A 22,067-nucleotide genomic window follows, 5' to 3' on the forward strand; every position below is an offset into this window, starting at 1 on the left:
TCACTTTGTCGCAAATTGTGGGCCCTGCGACATGCGAATAAGTCCCGATTGGCCTTCTTGTTGCGTGAAGGCTTCCATTTTGAGCGGTTGATGGCTATGTCGCGCCGCAAACACCCTACGAAACGATTGGATATTGATCGCCAATGGCGAAAGAAGAACTTCTCGAAATGCGCGGCCGCATCGTTGAGCTGCTGCCCAACGCCATGTTCCGCGTCGAACTGGAAAACGGCCATGAGATCCTCGGCCACACTGCAGGCAAGATGCGCAAGAACCGCATCCGTGTCCTGGTGGGCGACGAGGTGCTGGTCGAACTGACCCCCTACGACCTGACCAAGGGCCGTATCACCTACCGCTTCATGCCCGGACGCGGCGGCCCCGGCGGCTACTCGTCCTGATCTCCCAGTTGATCCGCCATGACCGAGAATACTGACGCGGCGCCTGCGCCGCGCCTGGTCCTGGCCTCTGCCAGCCCGCGCCGCCGCGAATTGCTCGCGCGGCTCGGGGTGACACCCGAAGCGATCTGCGCCGCCGACATCGACGAGACGCCTGCAAAGGCCGAACCCCCCCGTGTCTACGCCCGCCGCATGGCGCGCGAAAAGGCACTGGCGATCCTTGGCAGCGATACGCACATCCTCGCGGGCGATACCGTGGTCTCCTGTGGACGCCGCATCCTGCCCAAGGCCGAGGACGAGGCGACCGCACGCACTTGCCTCAAGCTGCTCTCGGGCCGTCGCCACCGCGTCCTCAGCGCGATTGCCCTGCGCCATCCCGATGGCACGCTGCACGAACGCCTGAGCGAAACCGTTGTGCGCTTCAAGACCCTAACCGCCGAAGAGATCGATGGCTACATCGCCAGTGGCGACTGGAACGGCAAGGCCGGTGGCTACGCCATTCAGGGCCGCGCCGAGGGCCTGATCGCCTGGATCCAGGGCAGCCATTCGGCTGTCGTCGGCCTGCCCCTGTTCGAAGCCCGCGCCCTGCTCAAGGCCGCCGGCTTCCCCCTCACCTGACATTTCGATGCCTCGCTGGCTGATCGAGAACGGCATCGGCGAGACCCGCGCCGTCCTTGTGGAGGGCGGCGAAGTACTGGCCGCACGCCTCTTTCTGCCAGGCGAGTTGCGCGCGGGCGCCGTCATCGAGGCCAGGCTTGTCGCACGCCAATCCGGTTCCCGGCGCGGCACCGTGCGCCTGCCATCGGGTGAGGAAGCCCTGATCGACGGACTTGAGAAGAGCGCCAGCGAGGGTGCGCCCTTGCGTGTTGTCGTCACGCGAAGCGCCATCCGCGAAGGCAGCCGCGTCAAGCGCATGCAGGTGCGCCCGACCGACAAGGCGCCCTGCCCCCCGCCCTCGCCGCGCGAGGAACTGGAACGCGATGGCTATCCCGTCGAGGAGGTGCGCCGCTTCCCGGACGATACCTGGCCCGAACTCGTGTCTCAGGCGCTCGACGGGCAGGTCGCCTTTACCGGCGGCACGCTCCTTGTCAGTCCGACGCCGGCAATGACGCTGATCGACATCGACGGCGCCCTCCCCCCAGCCACTCTGGCCATGGCCGCAGTCCCGGCGATTGCCACGTGCATCGGACAACTTGATCTCAACGGGGCGATCGGCATCGATTTCCCTTCGCTCGAGCGAAAGGACCAGCGCCGCGCCGTAGATACGGCTCTTGCCGCAGCGCTCGACCACTGGCCGCACCAGTCCACGGCCATGAACGGCTTTGGCTTCGTCCAGCTCGTCGCTCGCTGCGAAGGGCCCTCCCTGCTGCATCGGGTGCACAACGATCCTGCCGGTACCGGCGCACGCCTGCTGCTGCGCCGGGCCGAAGCCGTCGCCGAGCCGGGCACCCTCCTCCTTGGCGCCTCGCGCGCGGTGCGCGCTGCGGTACACCCCGAGTGGGAAGAGGAACTTGCCCGTCGCACCGGCCGTACGCTGCGCTGGAGCGTGGACGATGGCCTTGCGCCTGGCGGTGGTTTCGCGCAGGCCGTCGCATCATGACGACTCCCAAACGCACCTGCCCCATCTGCCGCAAGGCCCGGTCCGAGGAACATTCTCCCTTTTGTTCAAAGCGCTGCCGGGACCGCGACCTACTGCAATGGCTTGATGGCGGCTACGCCCTTCCGGGACCTCCCGATCTTTCTTCAAGCGATTTGGCCCCGTTTTCCGGGGATCAGGACGAAGATTGAAAAAACTTGCCAATTTAGGGCTTGCAACGAATCAATCCCTTCTTCATAGGCCCGCAACCAGCTGATCGGCGGCGAACGAAAACCCCGATCATGAAGATGCCCGAGTAGCTCAGTTGGTAGAGCATGCGACTGAAAATCGCAGTGTCGGTGGTTCGAATCCGCCCTCGGGCACCACTTCCCCAAGAAGCTGGTGCAACGCTGAAATCCTAAAAACCTTAGGCAAGTCAGCACCTCAGCCAGAATTACAGATTATATCTTTTCCGCAAGCGTCGTGTCGACCGGCACCTCTGAGAGCTGGAACAACTCGCCGGTGTGAAACCTTTTTCACTTGGCTTGCGACCTCGCCCCTTCGAGATTGCTCTCCGTCGCGCGCACCCTTTGCCGGGAGCACGCGTCGCGCGTGCCCGTGCCCGAGGCGGCTCCTCCTCCTCCAAACCTCCGCTGCTTCGGCACGGGCGCGCAAAAACGCAAGGCCCCAGGCCCGGCCAGCCCCTCCCGTAAGCGCACGAATGCGGGGAGCTGCGACACCGCGCCGCTTTCCTAACAGACGCGAATTGCCACTAGTTGCCCTCGCGCAAGAGCACACATCTCACCGCAAACGGCTGATACGCGGGAATATTCTGTTCGGACGCCGAATTCAGTCGTCACAAATTGTCGCACAGCGTCCACAAGTGCTTGCGCTGCGCTACAATTCTTTCGATACGGCGCATTCCCCGCGACTGAGGTTACCGGCTTGTACTACTCCCCATTTTCGCATGCCTTCCACCATTGCAAACCGGCTCTTGCGGCCCTCATGCTCGCAAGTGTCGCGGTTTCTGGCTGTTCGCAGCAGGACGCAGGCCCCGGAATGGGCGGGCGCGAAGTCGAAGTGGGGATCATCGAGGCTAAGCCCAGCACGGTGCCGATGCCGGTTTCGCTGAACGCACGCACGGTCGCCTACGAAACCTCCGAAGTGCGCCCCCAGGTAACGGGCGTGATCAAGAAGATCTACTTCACGCAAGGCTCCACCGTCCGGGCCGGACAACCACTCTATCAGATCGATCCCAGCCTCTACCGCGCGGCCGTCCACGAAGCCGAAGCCAACCTCGCCAGCGCGAAGGCCACGGCCGAATCCACCAAGGCCCGCGCCGCGCGCCTCAAGCCGCTCGCCGAGATGGAAGCCGTCGCCCGGCAGGACTATACCGATGCCAAGGCCGATGCAGGCGTCGCGCAGGCCGCCATCGCGCAGGCTAGCGCCGCGCTGGAGACCGCGCGTGTCAACCTGCGCTTTTCCACCGTCCCGGCCCCGATCTCGGGCACCATCGGACGCAACCTTGTGACCGTCGGCGCGCTCGTCAGCGACAGCCAGGCCGATCCCATGGCGGTGATCCAGCGCACCGACCCGATGTACGTCGACATGCAGCAGTCGGCCTCCGAGCTTATCGCGCTGCGCCGTCAGCTGAGCCAGGGCGGCGCGGAACCAGGCAGCACCGAAGTGCGCCTCCAGCTCGACGACGGCACCGACTACGGATTGCCCGGCCAAGTCCAGTTCTCCGAAGTGACCGTCAACCAGGACACGGGCACGGTCACATTGCGCGCGCAGTTCCCCAATCCTGAAGGGCTGCTCCTGCCCGGCATGTTCGCTACCGCCATCTTCGACCAGGCCCGCAACCCGGGCGCCTTCCTCGTTCCCCAGGGCGCCGTCCAGCGCGATTTCGACGGGACGGGGTACGTCATGCTGGCAGGGCCGGACGGCAAGGCGGTTCGCCGCAACCTTGATGCCGGGCGCACCTACAAGGAGTTCTTCGTCGTCACCAAGGGCCTGAAGAAGGGCGACAGGATCATCGTGCAAGGCCTCAACGGCCTCAGACAGGGTATGCCCGTCAAGGCCATAGCCGCCTCGGAGCCACAGCCGGTCGAACGCCCCAGGCCAGCCGGGCAGGGTCGTTAAGCTCCTATGTCACGGATCTTCATCGACCGCCCTATCTTCGCATGGGTGCTTGCCATCGTGGTCATGCTTGCTGGCCTGGGCGCGCTCATGTTCCTGCCCAACGAGCAGTACCCCGACATCGCGCCGACCCAGGTCAACATCAGCGCGACCTATACTGGCGCCTCGGCTGAAACGATCGAGAACAGCGTCACGCAGGTTATCGAGCAGAACCTGACCGGGATCGACGGCCTTCTCTATTTCAGCTCGCAGTCAAGCAACCGCGGCCGCGCCTCCATCAGCGCGATTTTCGCCAAGGGCACCGATCCTGACATCGCGCAGGTGCAGGTCCAGAACAAGGTCCAGTCCGCCCTCTCGCGCCTGCCTCAGGCCGTGCAGGCGCAGGGCGTGCGCGTAACCAAGTCGAACCCGGACCAGCTGATGGTCGTCTCGGTCTACGATTCGACCGGCAACCGCTCTAACCAAGACGTCTCGGACTACCTCACCTCCAACATCCAGGACCCGCTCTCGCGTGTCGAGGGCGTGGGCGAAGTCAACGTATTCGGCGCACCCCACGCGATGCGCATCTGGCTCGATCCACGCAAGCTCTCGGCCGTTTCGCTGATACCAGCCGACGTCGTCTCGGCGATCCAGGCCCAGAACACCGAAGTGGCTGCAGGCAGCGTGGGCGATCTGCCCGCACCGGACGATCAGGCTCTGACAGCCACGGTCACGGCGGGTTCGCGCCTGCAGACCGCCGAACAGTTCCGCGCCATCGTGGTGAAGAGCAACCCCGACGGTTCCACCGTCACGGTGGGCGATCTTGGCCGTGTCGAAATGGGCGCGGAAAGCTACTCGGTCGTCACCAATTACAACGGTTTTCCCGGCGCGGGCCTGTCTGTCTCCCTCTCGCCGGGCGCCGACGCGCTGGCCACGGCGCAGCGGGTCAAGGCCAAGGTCGAGGAACTCGCGCAGAACATGCCCGAGGGCATCGAGTTCGAGTACGGCCGCGACAGCACCAAGTTCATCCAGCTTTCGGTCGACGAGGTCGAAAAGGCACTGTTCGAGGCGATCATCCTCGTCGTCATCGTGATGTTCGTGTTCCTGCAAAGCTGGCGCGCTACGCTGATCCCGGCGATTGCGGTTCCGGTCGTGCTGCTGGGCACCTTTGCGATCTTCTACTTAATGGGCTTCTCGCTCAACACATTGACGCTGTTCGGCCTTGTCCTTGCCATTGGCCTGCTGGTCGATGACGCCATTGTCGTGGTCGAGAACGTCGAGCGCCTGCTCGATGAAAACCCCGGCATGAGCGCACGCGATGCGACGTTGGAGTCCATGAAGGAAATCCAGGTCGCGCTAATCGCGATTGGCCTCGTGCTCTCGGCCGTATTCATGCCAATGGCCTTCTTCGGGGGCTCCACCGGCGTCATCTACCGCCAGTTCTCTCTTACCATCGTCGCGGCCATGGTCCTCTCGGTGCTTGTGGCCCTCGTGCTCAGCCCGGCGCTGTGCGCGCAGCTTCTCAAGGGCAAGAACCGGGCCCCCGACCGCAAGAAGACCTGGACCGAGCGTCATCTGCCCTGGCTCGCACGCGCCTGGGAGAAGTTCCATACCTGGTTCAATCGCTCGTTCGACAGAATGAGTGATGCCTACGCGCGCCAGGTCGAGACCGTGGTCGCCCACAAGTGGCGCTGGCTCGCACTTTTCGCCCTTATCTGTGCAGGCACCTTCTTCCTGTTCCAGCGCCTGCCCACCGGCTTTCTCCCCAACGAGGACCAGGGTGACATCATGGTGCAATGGCGCCTGCCCTCGGGCACGCCGCGCTCCGACACCGAAGAAATCCAGCACATCGTCGAGCAGTATTTCCTCAAGGAAGAAGCGGAAAACATCACCGGCCTGTTCGCCATTTCGGGCGGCGGGCCGGGCGGATCGGGTCAGAACGCAGGCTCCAGCTTCATCCGCCTGCGCGACTGGTCCGAGCGCACGCGCCCCGACCAGGCCGCGACCGCCATTGTCGCACGCGCCAACCAGGCCTTTGCCAAGCTGCGCAATGCGCAGGTCTTCGTCCTCGTCCCCGGGGCGATCCGTGGCCTTGGTCAGTCCTCGGGCTTCACCATGGAGCTGCAGAACCAATCAGGGCTGACGCGCGAGAAGTTCCAAGAGGTGCGTGACCAGCTGCTCGCCGCTGCTCAGGCCGACGAGCGCCTGTCCAGCGTGCGCCTCTCCGACCTACCCGAAGTGTCTACGCTGAAGGTCAACAACAACATCGCCGCACTGACCGCCTATGGCCTGACGCCCGCCAACGTCAATTCGACGCTGCAAACCGCATGGGGCGGCACCTATGTCAACGACTTCATCGACAAGGGCCGTGTAAAGCGCGTCTATGTGCAGGGCGAGCCGGATTCGCGCTCGCGCCCGGAAGACCTCTACAAGTGGTTCGTGCGTGGTTCGGACAACCAGATGGTGCCCTTCTCTGCATTCGCGAAAACCAGTTGGTCTACAGCGCCCAGCTCCACCTCGCGCTTCAACGGCCTGATGGCCTACGAATTCTCCGGTACACCGGCAGATGGGGTCAGTTCGGGTACGGCCATGGATGTGATGGAAGAGCTCTCGCACCAGTTCCAGGGCATCTCTGTCGCCTGGGCGGGCTCCTCCTACCAGGAGCGCCTCTCCTCGGGCCAAGCGCCGCTCCTTTATGCCCTCTCGCTGTTGGTCGTGTTCCTGTGCCTTGCCGCGCTCTATGAAAGCTGGTCGATCCCGATTGCGGTGATCCTGATCATTCCGCTAGGCCTCCTCGGTGCAATCCTCGCGGTCACGCTGCGCGGGCTGGAAAACGACGTCTACCTGCAGATCGGCCTGCTTACCACGATGGGCCTTGCCGCGAAGAATGCCATCCTGATGATCGAATTTGCCGAACAGGCGGAGCGTCAGGGCATGCGTGTGATCGAGGCCGCGGTCGAGGCCGCACGCATCCGCCTGCGCCCGATCTTGATGACGAGCTTCGCCTTCATCTTCGGCGTGATCCCGCTCGCGACTGCCTCGGGCGCGGGCGCCAACAGCCGCATCGCCATCGGCACCTCGGTGGTGGGCGGCATGCTGACTGCGACGATCCTTGCCATCTTCTTCATTCCGCTGTTCTTCGTGATCGTGCGCCGCAGCGTGCGAGACGGCCTCGCCGCCGCCCGCGCCCGTCTCGAAACGCGCCGCGAGAAGAAGACCTCCAACTCAGGAGACGCGGCATGAGGCCGTCGATGCGACCCGTCCATGCGCCGGTGAAGCGCACGAGCGCCCTTCTCACCGCTGCGCTGCTGGGCGCCTGTTCGATGGCGCCCAAATACGTCCAGCCGGCCAGCCCGGTGCCCCAGACATGGCCTGACGGCGAAGCTTACCGCGACACTGTAAGTGCAGCACCGCGCCCGCTCAACTATGCCGAAGTGTTCGAGGACCCGGCGCTCCAGCAACTGATCGCACAAGCGCTCGATAACAACCGTAACCTCAGGGTCGCAGCGGCCAATATCACAGCGGCCCGCGCACAAGTGAAGGTGACGCGGGCCAACCAGTTCCCAGCGCTTGCCACCACGGCGTCCGCCACCCATCAAGAGACCGGCGGCGGCTTTGGCCTCAACGGCTGGTCCTACGCCCTGCGCGCCGGCGTCTCGAATTTCGAGCTCGACCTGTTCGGACGGCTCAAGAACGCAACCGCCGCACAGATCAACACCGCGCTTTCGACCGAAGCGGCGGCACGCACCGTCCAGCTCGGCCTCGTTGCCGACATCGCGCAAGGCTGGGCCACTTATGCGGCGGACAGGGAACTCCTGCGCATCGCCGAAGACACCGCGCGCAGCGCCGGGGAAAGCGTGCGCCTGACCCAGGCACGGCTCGAAGGGGGGATCGCAGCACGAAGCGAGCTGCGCCAGGCCCAGCAGGTACTTGAAACCGCGCGCAGCGATCTTGCCGCCCAGAAGACCGCGCTCGCGCAGGACGTCAACGCACTGCGCCTGCTGGTCGGCGCGGACTTCGACGAAAACGCGCTTCCAAGCAGCATCACGCGCGTCAATGCGGCGCTTGCCGAAGTCCCGACCAGCGCCGATACGACGGTCCTGCTCAGCCGTCCCGACGTGCTGGAAGCGGAGTATTCCCTGCGTGCGGCCAACGCCAACATCGGTGTTGCGCGCGCGCAGCTCTTCCCCACCATCTCCCTTTCGGCTCTGACCGGCTTTGCCGCGCAGTCGCTCTCGAGGCTCTTCGACGAGGCCTCGCGCTCCACCAGCTATGGCGGCAACGGTGAATGGTCGATCTTCAACGCGGGTGGCCGCAGCGCCAACGTCGGCGTCGCCAAGGCCCAACGCGATGCCGCGCTCGCGACCTATGAGGGCGCGATCCAGACCGCCTTTCGGGAGACCGCCGACACGCTGGCCGACCAGGGCACCATCGCCGAGCGTCTGAATGCGGCCACAAACTTCACAGAAGTCTCGGCCGACAACGCGCGCCTCGTCGAGGCAACCTATCGGCAGGGCATGGCCAGTTCGCTGGAGAACCTCGATGCCCAGCGCAGCCTCTATGCCGCTCGCCAGGCCGAAGTGGGCATGCGGCTGGCCGGTGCGGTCAACCGCATCACGCTTTACCGCGTGCTGGGCGGCGAGTGGGTGAGCCAACCGCGCCCCGACGAGACTGCGAACTAGGCACCCGCCTATGCAATTGGCGTTGCGCGCGTCCACTTGACCAAGCGGGCGCGACACGCGATGGGCCGCGAGGCATCATGCGTGCCGCCTTGCCCCATGGGGCGCATCCACGGTGACCTGCACGGGCAATGCGCGATTACGAGGAACGAGACGTGAGCACGAATGCGCCGGATGCCAACACCGGCAAGACCATGAAATCACTGTTTACAGAGACGGATTCGCTGCAGCGACAGGTCGGCATCCGGCTTTCCGTCCTTGCCCGGTTGCTGCGCAACACCTTCGACCGGAAGGCCGCTTCACTCCAGGCCACCCGTTCGCAATGGACGATGATCGCGATTGTCGCACGCTACCCCGGCTCGACACAGCGCTGTATCGCCGAGTATCTCGACATGTCCGAGGCCTCGGCCGGACGCCTTATCGACAAGCTGTGCCAGGAAGGCCTGCTCGAGCGCCGCGCCAAGGAGGACGATCGCCGCGCGCGCGTCGTCCACGTGACCGAGGCCGCCGCCCCTGTGCTCGCCGCTTTGGGCGAGGCCGCAACCGAGAACGAGGCTCAGCTCTTCAAGGGTTTCAGCGATACCGAACTCAAACAGATGTGCGCGTTCATGGACCGCATCCACGCCAACGCCGCCGACGGTTGACCCCGTCCGGCCACCACCGCTCCCCACCCCAAACGCGAAAGGCCCGCCCCGGCATCCCGGGACGGGCCTTTCGCGTTTTAGAGACCTGGGTGTCAGAGGAAGGCCTTGACCTTCTCCAGCACCATGTCGGCATGCTCCTTCCGGCAGATCAGCAGGTCGGGCATATAGACGTCTTCCTGATTGTAGACGAGCGGGCTCCCATCGATGCGCGAGGCATGAAGGCCCCAGCCCAGTGCGACCGCTGCCGGTGCGCAGCTATCCCACTCGTACTGCCCGCCCGAGTGCAGGTAGATATCCGCCTCCCCGCGCAGGATCGCCATGGCCTTCGCACCGGCCGAGCCCATCGGGACCAGTTCACCGCCGATGGCTTCGCACACGCCGGTCGCTTCCTTCGCGGGACGCGTGCGGCTGACCACCATGCGCAGCTTCTCGGGCGCAGCCGGGATTTCACCCGGCTGATCCGAACGCAGCACCAAGTCTGCTCCAGGCAGCGCGACCGCGCCCAGCGTCGGTACACCGTTCACCGCCATGCCGACATGGACCGCCCAGTCGACGCGCGCTTCGCCATATTCACGCGTGCCGTCGACCGGATCGACGATCCACACGCGCTCCTTGGCGAGACGCTCGGCGTTGTCCTTCTCCTCTTCGGAGAGAAGGCCGTCCTCGGCGCGCTGCTCGCGCAGCGCGTGAACGAGGAACTGGTTGGCCGTCTGGTCTCCGGCTTTGCCGAGGGACTTGCCCTCGAACATGCCGGATTCGCGCACCTCGATGAGGATCTTGCCCGCCACGTTGGCCAGGTGGGCAGCAAGATCACCGTCGGTCATCGTCATTAGACGTCTCCCAGCAGCGTATCGACGATCAGGTCTGCGGCCTCTTCGGGCGAGAGCTTGGTCGTGTCGACGCGGATTTCCGGATTGCGCGGGGCCTCGTAAGGGCTGTCGATACCCGTGAAGTTCTTGAGCTCACCGGCACGGGCCTTCTTGTACAGCCCCTTCACGTCACGCGCTTCGGCAACCTTGAGCGGCGTGTCGATGAAAACCTCAAGGAACTCGCCCTCGGGCAGCATCGCGCGCACCAGTTCACGGTCGGCCTGGAACGGCGAGATGAACGCGGTGATCACGATCAGGCCCGCATCGGTCATCAGCTTGGAGACTTCGCCCACGCGGCGGATGTTCTCGATGCGGTCGCTCTCGGTGAAGCCCAGGTCCTTGTTGAGACCATGGCGCACGTTGTCGCCATCGAGCAGGAAGGTGTGCCGGTTCATCCGGTGCAGCTTCTTCTCGACCATGTTGGCGATCGTCGACTTGCCCGAACCCGAGAGCCCTGTGAACCACAGCACGGCCGGCTTCTGGTTCTTGAGCGCCGCGTGCTGCGTGCGGCTGATGTCGACGGCCTGCCAGTGCACGTTCTGCGAACGGCGCAAGCTGAAGTTGATCATGCCCGCCGCGACGGTCGCATTGGTCATCTTGTCAATCAGGATAAAGCCACCAAGCTGGCGGTTCTCCGTATAGGGCTCGAAGACGATCTGCTTGTCGGTCGTCATCTCGGCCACGCCAATGGAGTTAAGCTCCAGAGTCTTGGCCGCCAGCTCTTCCATCGTGTTGACGTTGATCTCGTACTTGGGTTCGGCAACCGAGGCCGACACCATCTGCGTACCGATCTTCATCCAGTAGGCACGGCCCGGCACCATCGCCTCGTCCGCCATCCACACGAAGGTCGATTCGAACTGGTCGGCGGTCTGCGGCGGCGCATCGGCGATCGAGATCACCGAGCCGCGCGAGCAATCAATTTCGTCCTCGAAACAAATCGTCACCGACTGACCGGCACCGGCTTCCTCCAGCTCGCCATCGAAGGTCACGATCTTGGAGACGGTGCTGGTCTTGCCCGAAGGCAGGACGCGGATCTTATCCTTGGGCTTGACCACGCCCGTTGCGATCTGGCCCGAGAAGCCACGGAAGTCGAGGTTGGGGCGGTTCACCCACTGCACCGGCATGCGGAACGGCTTGTCGGCATCGTCCGAGGTCAGGACCTCGACTGTCTCGAGGTGCTCGATCAGGGGAACACCGGCATACTCCGGCGCTGTGTACCAGGGCGTGTTCTCGGACAGCGTGGTGATGTTGTCACCCTTGTATCCCGAGATCGGCATCGCCGTGAAGTTCGCGATCCCAATCGATTCCGCAAACGCGCGGTAGTCGGCGAGGATCTTGTCGAATACCTCCTGGCTGTAGTCGACAAGGTCCATCTTGTTGACGGCCAGGACGATGTTCTTCACGCCCAGCAATTTGCAGATGTAGCTGTGGCGGCGCGTCTGGACGAGCACGCCCTTGCGCGCGTCGATAAGGATGACAGCAAGATCCGAGGTCGAGGCGCCGGTCACCATGTTGCGTGTGTACTGCTCGTGCCCCGGGCAGTCGGCGACGATGAACTTGCGCTTCTCGGTGTTGAAGAAGCGATAGGCAACGTCGATGGTGATGCCCTGCTCACGTTCGGCGGCGAGGCCGTCGACGAGGAGCGCAAAGTCGATCTCCTGTCCCTGCGTTCCGACCTTCTTGGAGTCGCTAGCGAGCGCGTCGAGCTGGTCTTCGAAGATCATCTTCGAATCGTAGAGGAGGCGCCCGATCAGGGTCGACTTGCCGTCGTCCACGCTGCCACAGGTGATGAAGCGCAGCATGGTCTTGTGTTCGTGCTGGTCGAGATAGCTGTCGATGTCTTCGGCGATCAGCTTGTCGACGACGTATGCGGACTCTTTGGTCTCGATATCGGCCATCAGAAGTACCCCTGCTGCTTCTTGACTTCCATACCGGCGCCGCCGGCATCCTTGTCGATCACGCGGCCCTGCCGCTCACTGGTGGTGGTCAGGAGCGTCTCCTGGATGACCTCGGTCAGCGTCGAAGCCTCGCTTTCGACCGCGCCAGTCAGCGGGAAGCAACCGAGCGTGCGGAAGCGGATCGACTTCTCGGTGATCTCGGGCATGTAGCCCAGCACCTTCTCGAGGCGTTCCGGATCGTCCGCCATGAACAGGCCCCCCTCCCACTCGAAGGTCGGACGCTTCTCAGCAAAATAGAGCGGGACAATAGGGATGTTCTCGAGGCGGATGTACTGCCACACGTCGAGCTCGGTCCAGTTCGAGATCGGGAAGACGCGGATCGATTCGCCGCGCGCCTTCTTAGCGTTGTAGAGGTTCCACAGTTCGGGGCGCTGGTTCTTAGGGTCCCACCCGTGCGAAGACGTGCGGAACGAGAAAATACGTTCCTTGGCGCGGCTCTTTTCCTCGTCACGGCGCGCGCCGCCAAAGGCAGCGTCGAAACCGTACTTGTCCAGCGCCTGCTTCAGCCCCTCGGTCTTCCACATGTCGGTGTGAAGCGAGCCGTGATCGAAGGGATTGATGCCCTTTTCCTTGGCTTCGGGATTGTTGTAGACCAGCAGTTCCATGCCCGACATCTCGGCCATCTTGTCGCGCAGGTCGTACATCGCCTTGAACTTCCATGTCGTGTCGACATGGAGCAGCGGGAACGGCGGCGGCGAAGGGTAGAAGGCCTTACGCGCAAGGTGGAGCATCACCGCGCTGTCCTTGCCCACCGAGTAGAGCATGACCGGCTTGTCAGCCTCCGCAGCGACCTCACGGATGATCTGGATGCTTTCCGCTTCCAGCCTTTCAAGATGCGTCAGTTTTTTCATCGAACTCCCTCTTCGAGCCGTGCGCGTCCCCCGGACGACAGGGCCTGGGAACGGGAATAGGCTGAACTTACAGGGATGACAGCGGCAGGCACCTCCCATATGGGAGGGTATGGCCCTCACAAGTTCGGACGAGACGGATCTGCTGCTCCCGCTGCTGGGCGCAATGCGCGAAACGCCGCGCTTTTCCACCTTCCTGGAGCGCATGCGGCGGCGCACCGGGGCGCGCTATATTGCCCTTCTCGTGCGCCAAGGCCGCCTCGGCAAAGCTCCGATCACCGAATTTTACGCCGGAGACCCACTTCCTACCGGAAGCCCCATTAGGGGCACCTCGGTGTTGTTCGACCTCGACCGCGCGCACTACGACAGTCTGCGCCCCGGACGTGTGTATGCGCTGGGCGAACTGGTCGACCACGACCCCGTGCTCAAGGCCCAGCGCTGGCGCGAACTGCGCGATCTTGGCCTGGCCGACGAGCGGATCGTGCGCATCCTCGCCGATACCGGTCTCGACGCCTGGCTGTTGCTCGCGCGTACGAGCCCCTGCAGCGCGAGCGACAGCGCCCTGCTCTCCAATCTTGCTCCCTATGTTGCCGAAGCGCTGCGCTCGGGCCGCGATCTCGGCGCCGCACGCCACAGCGCCCGCATCAACGCGGCCGGCATGGCCCGCGCGGGAAATGGCTGGATGACCTTCGATGCCGACGGGCGCCTTGTCGACCTCAGCCCAGAAACACGAATGTGGTGGAGCGAGCGTTACGGCCAGCCGCCACGTATTGGGGAGCGCCTCCTTGGCTTGGCGCGTCCGGCCGAACGCGGCTTGCTCACCGCCATCGAGGAACTCGCGCAGGATCAGGCAGCCCCGCCGCAGCCTATGCTTCTGAGCGACACACCACAAGTCGAAGCCCTGGTGCAACGCATCTCGCTCGACGATGAGCTGGGGCATACGAACATGGCGCGCTTTCTCGCCGTCTTCGCCCTCCCCCACACACCGTCACACAACGCTCAGGCCCGCCTCACAGCGCTGCACGCCCTGCCCCCGCGCGAGGCCGAACTGGCCCTAAAACTGTCGGAAGGGCTCAGCATTGCCGAAGCCGCGCAGGCTCTTGGTCTGACGGTCGAGACGGCGCGAAATTATTCCAAGCGCATCTACGCCAAATTGGGCGTGCGCGGAAAAGCGGAACTGGTGCGGCGGATCCTGGAGGGGACAGCGCACATGACCTGATTGGCGATGCGCGCCGGAATAGCCAATCAGGCCGGGGTCATACCCTCGGCGATGGCCTTGGTGAACGCGGCCACCGCTTCGGCCTCATCCCCGTTCCAGACCGCGCCCGAAACCGCGATGAAGTCCGCGCCCTTCCGAACCAGATCCACGCAATTCTCGGGCGTGACGCCCCCTATGGCGACACACGGAATCTCGAAGATGGCTTGCCACCATTCGAGCAGGTCCGTGCCCGCGACGTGCTTGGTCTCCTTCGTGGTCGTCGGAAAATAAGCCCCGAAGGCGACGTAATCCGCGCCCGCATCGCCTGCTTCCATGGCAAGGTGACGGCTATCGTGGCAGGTCACCCCGATCTGCGCATCCATGCCCAGCGCCTTGCGCGCGTCCTCGACGGTGTCGTCGTCCTGGCCCAGATGCACTCCATCGGCCTTGAGGCGCTTGGCGAGGCTGATCGAATCGTTGACGATGAAGGCCACGCCGCGCGTCGCACAGATCGCCTGCAACGGCTCGGCCAGGCGCACTGCCTCGTGCTGGTCGATATCCTTCACGCGAAACTGGAAAGCCGCGACATCTCCCGCGTCGAGCGCACGCTCCAGGCGCTGGGGAAAGTCGCCACCCACCTCCAGCGGCGAAATCAGGTAGAGCTGCGTGGGTTCGCGTTCGATATCGGTGTTGTCGGTCATGGCCTGTCCCTTAGAAAAATCCGCTCGCCAAGGGAAGCCGCCTCACAACGTGGGAGGCAAAGTGAAACGAAACGGGGCGCCACCCCAGAGGAAAGCGCCCCGCACATTGCGTCATGGCGCGACCGGCACGCCGAGACGGCGATCAGGCTGCAGCAGCCGCCGCGACTTTCTGGGTCGAGCCCGTGTAGATCGCATCGATCGCCTCGCCAAGGGCGGCGTCGAATTCATCGTCGCTCATCTGTGCGCGTAGCTCGGACAGGAGCGCGCGGCTAAAGCTGGCGATGATGCCCTTGTTCTTGGCCAGTTCGACACAGGCCTCATCGCGTGAGAAACCGCCCGAAAGCGCTACTACGCGCAGTACCTTGGGGTGATCGACAAGCGCATCGAACGTGCCCGGCACGACCGGGAGCGAGAGCTTGAGCATGACCTTCTGGCCCTCGGGCAGCGCGTCGAGGTTCTTGACGATTTCTGCGCACAGGATCGTGTCACACTGGGCGCGCGTCTCGCTCTTGATGTTCACCTCAGGCTCGATGATCGGCATCATGCCGTGTGAGATGACCTGTGCACCGATCTCGAACTGCTGCTCAACAACCGCAGCGATACCTTCGGCATTGGCCGAATGGATCACCGAGCGCTCCTTCGTGCCGAAGACGCCCAGCGCCTTGGAACGTTCAAGCAACGCATCGAGCGTGGGCATCGGCTTCATCAGCTGCACGCCGTTGGCTTCGTCCTCAAGGCCCTTGTCGATCTTGATGAAGGGCACAATGCCCTTGGCAATCAGCGCGGACGGGGTCGGCACGCCACCCACGGTGCCATCCATCGTGCGTTCGAACAGGATCGCCCCGATAACCTTCTCGCCGGTGAACACCGGCGAGGAGATGATGCGGCTGCGCATCTCGTGGATGAGGCCGAACATCTCTTCTTCCGAGCCCCAGGCATCGTCCTCGATGCCATAGCCCTTTAGCGCCTTGGGGGTAGACCCGCCACTCTGGTCGAGCGCGGCAATGAAACCGTCACCATCGGCTATTTTGGCCGTCATTTCCGAAACTTGCATAAAACTCCTCCTCAAGTCATGCGTCGTGTGGATGGCAGGCTAGAGCCCGTCCAAGAAATTCGCAACTGCGGCAAAGGTGCCATGATGTATCTTGAGGATACAATAATTCCGAACCAGACCAGATAGGCCTGGCGGCCAGTGAATGGCCCGTGTGCCGGAGCGGGATGTCCGAACCACGCCTCCTCGTGGATCCGGTCAGCCTCGTTCCGTGCCCTTGCTGCAGCGCAGTATAGTGGGCCGCCATATGTCCAGCGGCCCGATCTGCTCAGGCCGAGAGTGCCGCGACGCCCGGCAGTTCTTTGCCTTCCATCCATTCCAGGAAAGCGCCGCCCGCAGTCGAGATGTACGAGAAATCCTCGGCCACCCCGGCGTGGTTCAAAGCCGAAACGGTGTCTCCACCGCCAGCGACCGAAGTCAGCGTACCCTCGATGGTGAGCGCTGCGGCCGTGCGGGCCAGCGAGACGGTCGCAGCATCGAAGGGCTCCATCTCGAAAGCGCCAAGCGGGCCGTTCCAGACCAGCGTGCGGCAGGTCTTGAGCGCATCGGCCAGAGCCTCGACGGCCAGCGGCCCGGCATCAAGGATCATCTCGTCGCCTGCAACTTCGTGCACGTTGCAGGTACGCAGCGATTCCGGGTTGGCCGCAAATTCCTTGGAGACCACGACCTCGTACGGCAGGTGCACGGTGCACCCGCTGGCTTCGGCGTTGGCGAGGATGTCTATGGCAGTGTCCAACAAGTTATGTTCACACAGCGACTTGCCCACGTCCACCCCCTTCGCGGCGAGGAAGGTGTTGGCCATGCCGCCGCCGATCATCAGGTGATCGACCTGAGTGACAAGATGCTTGAGCACGTCAAGCTTGGACGAGACCTTCGCGCCGCCGACGAGAGCCGCCACCGGCTTCACCGGCGCGCCCAACGCCTTGTCGAGCGCTTCGAGTTCGGCCTGCATCGAACGGCCCGCGTAAGCGGGAAGCACATGGGCAAGACCTTCGGTGGTGGCGTGCGCGCGGTGCGCGGCCGAGAAGGCATCGTTCACGTAGAAATCGGCATTGGCCGCAATCGCCGCGGCCAGTTCGGGATCGTTCTTTTCCTCGCCTTTCCAGAAGCGGGTGTTCTCGAGGATGGCGACATCGCCGCCCTTGAGGATGCCCACCGTCTGCGCGACGACGTCGCCGGCAATCTCGGGCACGAACATCACTTCCTTGCCCAGCACCTTTTCGACCGCGCCTACGACCATCGAGAGCGACATCTGCGAGTGGCGCTCGCCCTTGGGGCGGCCGAAGTGGGCGAGCAGAAGGACCTTTGCGCCCCTGGCGCACAGGTCGGTGATGGTGGGCACCGCAGCCCGGATGCGGGTAATGTCGGTCACGAGGCCATCCTGCATCGGCAGGTTAAGGTCCACGCGCACCAGCGCGACCTTCCCGGCTACATCGCCAAGGTCATCCAAAGTCTTGAAAGCGCTCATCTAACTATCCTCACCTCGTCACCGACGGAGACGGGTCCGTCGCGTATGACCCGGCCCAGCACACCGCCGCGCCAATCCGACGTCAGCGCGGCCATGAGCCCGGGCGCGATCTCATCCATGCGGGTGCATGGATCGCATTCCATGGTTGTCTCGATCTGGCAGGTCGGACCGACCGCGAGCACGCCGCCCGCTTCACGCGGGAGACGCAAGCCCGACACGCACAGGTTCGCCCGGCGCGCATACCAGGGCAGTTCCATGCCCGGCATTAGCCCCAAGTCGACCATCGCCGCCTGCCAGCTTTCGGCCTCGATCAGCGCCACCTGACGGCGCGGGATCGTGCCCTCACGTGCAACGCCGCGGGAATCCCCCTGGATTCCCGCGGCGATTGTCACTTCGGCCCGCGGCACGGTCTCCATGAGCGCACGCGAACGCGTTCGCCGCGCAATGCCCTGGAGCGTGCCGTGCGCCGACATCACGTTCAGAGGAACTTCGCCATCGCTCCTGCGGTGTCGAGCATACGGTTCGAGAAGCCCCACTCGTTGTCGTACCACGACACGACGCGCACGAACTTGCCTTCCATGACCGCCGTCTCCAGGCTGTCGACGGTCGACGAAGCCGGGTAGTGGTTGAAGTCCGAGGAGACGAGCGGCTGATCGGTGAAGTCAAGAACGCCCTTCATCGGGCCTTCGGCAGCAGCTTTGAGCGCGGCGTTGATCTCTTCGACCGTGGTGTCCTTCTGGGGCACGAAGCAAAGGTCGACGAGGCTGACGTTCGGGGTCGGCACACGCACCGACGAACCGTCGAGCTTGCCCTTTAGTTCGGGCAGGACGAGACCGACCGCGCGGGCCGCGCCGGTGGTGGTCGGGATCATGTTGGCCGCACCGGCACGGGCGCGGCGCAGATCCTTGTGCATCTGGTCGAGCATGCGCTGATCGTTGGTGTACGAGTGGATCGTGGTCATGAAGCCACGCTCAATACCGACGGTGTCGTTCAGCACCTTGGCGACGGGCGCCAGGCAGTTTGTGGTGCACGAGGCGTTCGACACGACGATGTGGTCGGCCGTCAGCGTTTCGTGGTTCACACCGAAGACGACGGTGTTGTCGACGCCCGTCGCGGGAGCCGAGATCAGCACGCGCTTGGCACCGGCGTCGAGGTGGGGCTGCGAGGCCTCCTTCGACTGGAAGATGCCGGTGCACTCGAGCACGATGTCGATGCCCTGTGCCGCGTGCGGCAGGTCACCCGGGTTACGCTCGGCGGTCACGGCAATTTCCTTGCCGTTGACGATGATCTTGCCTTCGCCGGCCTCGACCGTGCCCGGGAAACGCCCGTGCGTGGTGTCAAAGCCAAAGAGGAGAGCGTTCGACTTGGTGTCGGCCAGGTCGTTGATCGAGACCAGTTCCAGACCGCAGTCGGGACGTTCGAGAATAGCGCGGGCCACAAGACGCCCGATACGTCCGAAACCGTTGATCGCAACCTTGGTCGCCATATTCAAATCTCCTCCTTAGACGCTAAGCTTTTCGAGGACCTTGGGAACGATCGAAGCGGCCGAGAAGCCGAAGCGAGCGAACAGATCCTTGGCCGGGGCCGACGCGCCGAAACGGTCCAGACCGATATTGAGGCCGCCATTGCGGCTTGTCGCGGTGTAGCGCTCCCAACCCATCGTCGTGCCGGCCTCGATCGAGACCTTGAGGATCGAGGGATCATGGGGCAGCACTTCGTGTTTGTAGGCCTCTTCCTGCGTGTCGAAGAGTTCCATGCACGGCATCGAAACCACGTCCGCGCCGATGCCCTGGGCCTGGAGTTCGTCCCGCACGGTGCAGGCCAGCTCGACTTCCGAACCGCTGGCGATGAGGATGACCTTGCGGTCCCCTTCCGCCGCGCGCAGCGTGTAGGCGCCGCGTGCCGAAAGCATTTCGCCCGACGTGCGCAGCTGCGGCAGGTTCTGGCGGGTCAGCGCGAGGACCGAGGGGGTTTCCTGGGTCTGCAGCGCAATGTTCCAACACTCGGCCGTCTCGATCACGTCGGCAGGACGGAAGACGTTGAGGTTGGGGATCAGGCGCAGCGACATGACCTGCTCCACCGGCTGGTGGGTCGGGCCGTCTTCGCCAAGGCCGATGCTGTCATGGGTCAGCACATAGATCGCGCGGACCTGCTGCAGGGCCGAGAGACGGATCGCGTTGCGGCAGTAGTCCGAGAAGATCAGGAACGTGCCGCCGTAGGGGATCACGCCGCCGTGCAGCGCCATGCCGTTCATCGCCGCAGCCATGCCGAACTCGCGGATGCCGTAGTAGACATAGCGACCGGCGTAGTTCTCGGCCGTGAACGGGTCCTGGCACTTGGCCTTGGTGTTGTTCGAGCCGGTAAGGTCGGCCGAACCGCCGATCATCTCGGGCAGCGCCGGAGCGAGCACGTTGAGGCAGTTTTCCGAGGCCTTGCGGGTGGCGATATTGGCATCGCCTTCCAGCCAGCCGGCAAAGGTCTTGGCAACCTCGTCGGTGTCGGGCAGGTCGCCGGCCATGCGGCGGCTGAACTCGCCCGCTTCCGGGTGCGAGACCTTGCGCGCTTCCCAAGCTTCGCGCGCTTCGGCGCCCTTATCACCGAGCGAACGCCAGTCGGCGAGGATGTCCTCGGGGATCACGAAAGGTTCCGCGCTCCAGCCCAGGACTTCGCGCGCCGCGACGATTTCATCTGCCCCCAGCGGCGAGCCGTGGACACCCGAGCCGCCCTGCTTGTTGGGTGCGCCCTTGCCGATGACCGTCTTGCAGGCAACGAGCGAGGGCTTGTCCGAAGCCGCCGCTTCCGCGAGCGCACGCTCGATATCGGCGAAATCATGGCCGTCGCACGAGAAGACGTCCCAACCCGAAGCGCGATAGCGTGCGGGAATGTCTTCCGAGGTCGACAGGCCGGTCTTGCCATCGATGGTGATGTCGTTGTCGTCCCACAGGACCTTGAGCTTACCTAGGCCCAGCGTACCGGCAAGGCCGATCGCCTCGTGGTTGATGCCTTCCATGAGGCAGCCGTCGCCCGCGATCACCCAGGTGTTGTGGTCAACGAGGTCATCGCCGAAGGTCGCGTTGAGCTGACGCTCGGCCATCGCCATGCCGACCGCCATCGCCAGACCCTGGCCCAGCGGCCCCGTGGTGCATTCCACGCCGTCCAGCAGGAAGTTTTCCGGGTGGCCCGCGCAAGGGCTGCCCATCTGGCGGAAGTTGCGGATATCCTCGATCGTCGGGCTCTCGTAGCCGGTGAGGTACAGCAGCGAATACATCAGCATCGAGCCGTGCCCTGCCGACAGCACAAAGCGGTCGCGATCGGCCCACTGCGGGTTCTTCGGATCGAACTTGAGGTGCTTGGCGTAGAGAACGGTGGCAACGTCGGCCATGCCCATCGGCATGCCGGGGTGGCCAGAGTTCGCCGCCTGGACCGCGTCCATGGAAAGCGCGCGAATGGCGTTGGCCATCGGCGCAAGGCGGGCGGGGGCAAGGGTCATCAGACTGGCTCCGGAAAACGGATTATTACACTATGATTCGGACTTGCCGACCCCCTTTAGGGCAGGCCACACCGTCGTCAAGTTCAGCACCGCGGAAATGCGCCGTCCAGCCCAATCTTGGACATGCGCACAATCGCCCGGCAAAACAGGCTGGCTTGTGAACAAACGCGCCAAGACGATTGCGTTCTGCGGCTAGTGCGATAGCGAGACACCATGGAAGAGACAGAAACTGTCCTGCCCGCGCCGTCCGCCGAGACGGGCGAGGCCCCCGACGCCTCCCCCCTTGCCCGGATCGAAGCCGCCCTTGCCCGCATTGAGAGTGCCTGCGCGCACCGCCTGCGCGCCGAGGACGCCCTCATCCAGCGTCACGGCGCGCTCCGCACCCGCGTCGAGGAGACGCTGGGCGAGCTCGACACTCTGATCGAAGGGAGCGCACCATGAACAACGTCGAACTGGTCATCGGCGGACGCGACTTCCTCGTTGGCTGTGGTCCGGGTGAGGAAGAGCATGTCCGCGCGCTCGGCAAGGTCATCGCCGACAAGGTCGACGCGGCCAATGCGCGCGGCCTGTCGGAAGCGCGAATGCTCCTTTTCGCCGCCCTCCTGCTCGCGGACGAGAACGACGAACTGAAGCGTAGCGCTGGCACCGCCGCGCCCTCACCTACGGGTAGAGAGGCCTCCGCCCCGGATCCAGAAGAGACGGCACGCCTCTCACGGATTGCCGAAAAGATGGAAAAACTTGCCGACCTGCTCGAGACGCCACTTGAGGATGGAGCAAAGGATCTCTAATTAGAAGTGCGACGGGATCTGCCCGGCACGATCCGTTCGAACATCCCTGAGGCTATAAGCAATCCTAGGGGGCTGTCCCTACCCGGACCGTGGTCCGACGTATATGGCCCCCACCTGACGTTGAGGCGTCAGAGGAGTTCTAGGAAAACGACCCATGGTGGACCCGTCACCGTTTTCCCCCGATCCGATCTGGTCTTTCGCCTGAGGGTCCGCCCGCAACCGTGCGCGGCAACACATCCCACAGGAATCGAAGCCCCCCCGGCAAGGGCCATGGCAACAGTCGCAGC

Annotated in this window: 20 protein-coding genes and 1 tRNA gene; 12 read left to right on the plus strand and 9 right to left on the minus strand. The window is 64.1% G+C overall.

The window, feature by feature from the left end; all coding sequences use genetic code 11:
• Positions 1-143 precede the first annotated feature (143 nt).
• The 9 genes from infA to FMM79_RS13385 all read left to right on the plus strand — a co-directional run bounded on the left by infA (position 144) and on the right by FMM79_RS13385 (position 9,409).
• Positions 144-395 (plus strand): translation initiation factor IF-1, encoded by a 252-nt coding sequence (gene infA / locus FMM79_RS13345; RefSeq protein ID WP_039392992.1) that lies wholly within the window; start codon positions 144-146, stop codon positions 393-395.
• Positions 396-413: 18 nt separating this feature from the next.
• On the plus strand, positions 414-1,010 hold the full coding sequence (locus FMM79_RS13350) for a nucleoside triphosphate pyrophosphatase (RefSeq protein ID WP_148627941.1): 597 nt from the start codon (positions 414-416) through the stop codon (positions 1,008-1,010).
• Positions 1,011-1,017: 7 nt separating this feature from the next.
• On the plus strand, positions 1,018-1,992 hold the full coding sequence (locus FMM79_RS13355; RefSeq protein ID WP_148627942.1) for a ribonuclease: 975 nt from the start codon (positions 1,018-1,020) through the stop codon (positions 1,990-1,992).
• Positions 1,989-2,180 carry a DNA gyrase inhibitor YacG gene (gene yacG / locus FMM79_RS13360; protein WP_084592214.1) on the plus strand — a complete coding sequence of 64 codons (192 nt, stop codon included), beginning with the start codon at positions 1,989-1,991 and terminating at the stop codon, positions 2,178-2,180. Before FMM79_RS13355 ends, yacG begins: the two co-directional genes overlap by 4 nt.
• 98 nt (positions 2,181-2,278) lie before the next feature.
• Positions 2,279-2,354: transfer RNA gene (locus FMM79_RS13365), tRNA-Phe, on the plus strand.
• A 619-nt stretch (positions 2,355-2,973) separates the two neighbouring features.
• Positions 2,974-4,110, plus strand: coding sequence for an efflux RND transporter periplasmic adaptor subunit (locus FMM79_RS13370; protein ID WP_148627943.1), 1,137 nt, complete (start codon positions 2,974-2,976; stop codon positions 4,108-4,110).
• A 6-nt stretch (positions 4,111-4,116) separates the two neighbouring features.
• A complete protein-coding gene (locus tag FMM79_RS13375; protein ID WP_148627944.1) occupies positions 4,117-7,329 on the plus strand; it encodes an efflux RND transporter permease subunit in 3,213 nt (1,070 codons plus the stop codon).
• Entirely contained in the window at positions 7,326-8,768 is a 1,443-nt protein-coding gene (locus FMM79_RS13380; protein WP_240339170.1) for an efflux transporter outer membrane subunit, read from the plus strand. The genes FMM79_RS13375 and FMM79_RS13380 overlap by 4 nt, the downstream gene beginning before the upstream one ends.
• A 152-nt stretch (positions 8,769-8,920) precedes the next feature.
• Positions 8,921-9,409, plus strand: coding sequence for a MarR family winged helix-turn-helix transcriptional regulator (locus FMM79_RS13385; protein ID WP_371710915.1), 489 nt, complete (start codon positions 8,921-8,923; stop codon positions 9,407-9,409).
• A gap of 92 nt (positions 9,410-9,501) precedes the next feature.
• On the opposite strand, the gene FMM79_RS13390 is transcribed toward FMM79_RS13385, so the two are convergent.
• The 3 genes from FMM79_RS13390 to cysD are packed head-to-tail and all read right to left on the minus strand — an operon-like array spanning position 9,502 to position 13,291.
• A complete protein-coding gene (locus tag FMM79_RS13390) occupies positions 9,502-10,233 on the minus strand; it encodes a 3'(2'),5'-bisphosphate nucleotidase CysQ (RefSeq protein ID WP_371710921.1) in 732 nt (243 codons plus the stop codon).
• A gap of 5 nt (positions 10,234-10,238) precedes the next feature.
• Positions 10,239-12,176, minus strand: coding sequence for a sulfate adenylyltransferase subunit CysN (gene cysN, locus FMM79_RS13395; protein ID WP_148627946.1), 1,938 nt, complete (start codon positions 12,174-12,176; stop codon positions 10,239-10,241).
• Positions 12,176-13,291 carry a sulfate adenylyltransferase subunit CysD gene (gene cysD, locus FMM79_RS13400; protein WP_371710916.1) on the minus strand — a complete coding sequence of 372 codons (1,116 nt, stop codon included), beginning with the start codon at positions 13,289-13,291 and terminating at the stop codon, positions 12,176-12,178. Before cysD ends, cysN begins: the two co-directional genes overlap by 1 nt.
• On the opposite strand from cysD, the gene FMM79_RS13405 reads away from it, so the two are divergent.
• Positions 13,197-14,303 carry a helix-turn-helix transcriptional regulator gene (locus FMM79_RS13405; protein WP_148627947.1) on the plus strand — a complete coding sequence of 369 codons (1,107 nt, stop codon included), beginning with the start codon at positions 13,197-13,199 and terminating at the stop codon, positions 14,301-14,303. The two genes, cysD and FMM79_RS13405, sit on opposite strands and share 95 nt — an antisense overlap.
• A gap of 26 nt (positions 14,304-14,329) precedes the next feature.
• On the opposite strand, the gene thiE is transcribed toward FMM79_RS13405, so the two are convergent.
• The 6 genes from thiE to tkt all read right to left on the minus strand — a co-directional run bounded on the left by thiE (position 14,330) and on the right by tkt (position 20,992).
• Positions 14,330-14,983, minus strand: coding sequence for a thiamine phosphate synthase (gene thiE, locus FMM79_RS13410; protein ID WP_148627948.1), 654 nt, complete (start codon positions 14,981-14,983; stop codon positions 14,330-14,332).
• Between the two features lie 142 nt (positions 14,984-15,125).
• On the minus strand, positions 15,126-16,037 hold the full coding sequence (locus tag FMM79_RS13415; RefSeq protein ID WP_148627949.1) for a fructose bisphosphate aldolase: 912 nt from the start codon (positions 16,035-16,037) through the stop codon (positions 15,126-15,128).
• Between the two features lie 265 nt (positions 16,038-16,302).
• Positions 16,303-17,502 carry a phosphoglycerate kinase gene (pgk, locus tag FMM79_RS13420; protein ID WP_148627950.1) on the minus strand — a complete coding sequence of 400 codons (1,200 nt, stop codon included), beginning with the start codon at positions 17,500-17,502 and terminating at the stop codon, positions 16,303-16,305.
• Entirely contained in the window at positions 17,499-17,975 is a 477-nt protein-coding gene (locus FMM79_RS13425) for an MOSC domain-containing protein (protein WP_240339201.1), read from the minus strand. Before FMM79_RS13425 ends, pgk begins: the two co-directional genes overlap by 4 nt.
• Positions 17,976-17,980: 5 nt before the next feature.
• Complete coding sequence (gene gap, locus FMM79_RS13430; protein ID WP_148627951.1) at positions 17,981-18,988, minus strand: type I glyceraldehyde-3-phosphate dehydrogenase; 1,008 nt, start codon at positions 18,986-18,988, stop codon at positions 17,981-17,983.
• Between the two features lie 15 nt (positions 18,989-19,003).
• Positions 19,004-20,992: a transketolase gene (gene tkt, locus FMM79_RS13435; protein WP_148627952.1), complete on the minus strand. Its 1,989-nt coding sequence runs from the start codon at positions 20,990-20,992 to the stop codon at positions 19,004-19,006.
• A gap of 213 nt (positions 20,993-21,205) precedes the next feature.
• Here tkt and FMM79_RS13440 point away from each other — a divergent pair, with 213 nt between their 5' ends.
• Together FMM79_RS13440 and FMM79_RS13445 are read left to right on the plus strand one after the other, a co-directional pair.
• Entirely contained in the window at positions 21,206-21,433 is a 228-nt protein-coding gene (locus FMM79_RS13440) for a hypothetical protein (RefSeq protein WP_148627953.1), read from the plus strand.
• Positions 21,430-21,780: a cell division protein ZapA gene (locus FMM79_RS13445; protein WP_148627954.1), complete on the plus strand. Its 351-nt coding sequence runs from the start codon at positions 21,430-21,432 to the stop codon at positions 21,778-21,780. The genes FMM79_RS13440 and FMM79_RS13445 overlap by 4 nt, the downstream gene beginning before the upstream one ends.
• Positions 21,781-22,067 lie beyond the last annotated feature (287 nt).

This window comes from Novosphingobium sp. BW1 (genome assembly GCF_008107685.1).
Classification (GTDB): Bacteria; Pseudomonadota; Alphaproteobacteria; order Sphingomonadales; family Sphingomonadaceae; genus Novosphingobium.